Origin of the sequence: Pseudomonas sp. MD195_PC81_125, assembly GCF_014060985.1 — a bacterium.
Taxonomy (GTDB): Bacteria; Pseudomonadota; Gammaproteobacteria; order Pseudomonadales; family Pseudomonadaceae; genus Aquipseudomonas; species Aquipseudomonas parakoreensis.
In genome coordinates this window covers 1-1,087 of record NZ_JABULD010000882.1, presented here as the reverse complement: position 1 = coordinate 1,087, position 1,087 = coordinate 1, and the positions used below count along the sequence as shown (strand labels likewise).

2 protein-coding genes and 1 pseudogene are annotated in these 1,087 nt (G+C 52.6%); all 3 read left to right on the top strand.

The window, feature by feature from the left end:
• A pseudogene (locus HT737_RS30070) lies at positions 1-207 on the top strand (plastocyanin); the annotation flags it as partial.
• 79 nt (positions 208-286) lie between these two features.
• On the top strand, positions 287-538 hold the full coding sequence (locus HT737_RS30065) for a DUF2933 domain-containing protein (RefSeq protein ID WP_080895976.1): 252 nt from the start codon (positions 287-289) through the stop codon (positions 536-538).
• 2 nt (positions 539-540) lie between these two features.
• Positions 541-1,087 (top strand): YHS domain-containing protein (locus HT737_RS30060; RefSeq protein ID WP_182404636.1); only part of this gene is annotated, 547 nt, incomplete at its 3' end.

Here is a 1,087-nt window from a genome sequence, read left to right as displayed (position 1 = left end):
GGAAAAACGATGAGCGGTATGAGCCACAGCATGGGTGGAATGAAGATGGTCGGAATGGAGCACAACGACCCGAACAGCGTCCTGATTGAGCCTGGCGCAACCCAAGAGCTGATCTGGACCTTCAACAACAGCACAGGCCTTCAGTTTGCCTGCAATGTGCCCGGACATTACCAATCGGGAATGGTCGGTCAGTTTGACCTGAAATAAGCCTAAGCCGGCTTCTCCCACCGCTTCGACACAGGAGTTGGCTACGCTCTGTTGCAGAGTACACAGTGAGGCTTAGATCATGAGTAACCATCAGCGCCTGGATGGAAACACCACCGCACCATATTGGAGGCGCAAAACAGGCGTTGTCCTAATCATGCTCATTGCGATTGGTGCCTTCTACGTGTTGCGGGAGCATTTCAGCCACGTTTATCCATTTTGGCCTTATCTGATTCTGTTGATCTGTCCATTAATGCATTTTTTTGGACATAGCCATGGCGGACATAGCCATGGCGATCAGGCAGCAACCCACAAGGACAAAGAAGGGAAATAGACATGCCTAACATATCGAGCCACCACGACCACAGTCACGCCCATGCTGCTCCGCTAAATGACGATGATCTACGTGACCCGGTGTGCGGAATGGCAGTCACTTCATCAAGTAAATTTGGTGAGTCTTATCAGGGACAGAAGTATCAATTCTGTAGCCTGAAATGCCAGGAGAAGTTTCGAGCTGATCCTGAACGCTTCAGCAGTAATGTTTCGAGCGCCGAGTCCCGCGTCACCACTCCAGAGCCTGCGGTACAAACAGGCACTGAGTTTACCTGTCCGATGCACCCGGAAATACGCCAGCCCGGACCCGGCAACTGCCCTAAATGTGGCATGACATTAGAGCCGGTCATACCCGCGCTCGATGAAGAAGAAAATCCTGAACTCCGGGATTTCGCCCGCCGCTTTTGGTGGTCGCTGCCATTAACCGTGATAGTGACCTTGCTCGCCATGGCGGGACACACGTTACAACTTTTCCATGGCCCGATCCAAAACTGGATCGAGCTGGCTCTGGCGACACCGGTGACCTTGTGGGCAGGTTGGCCTTTTTTTG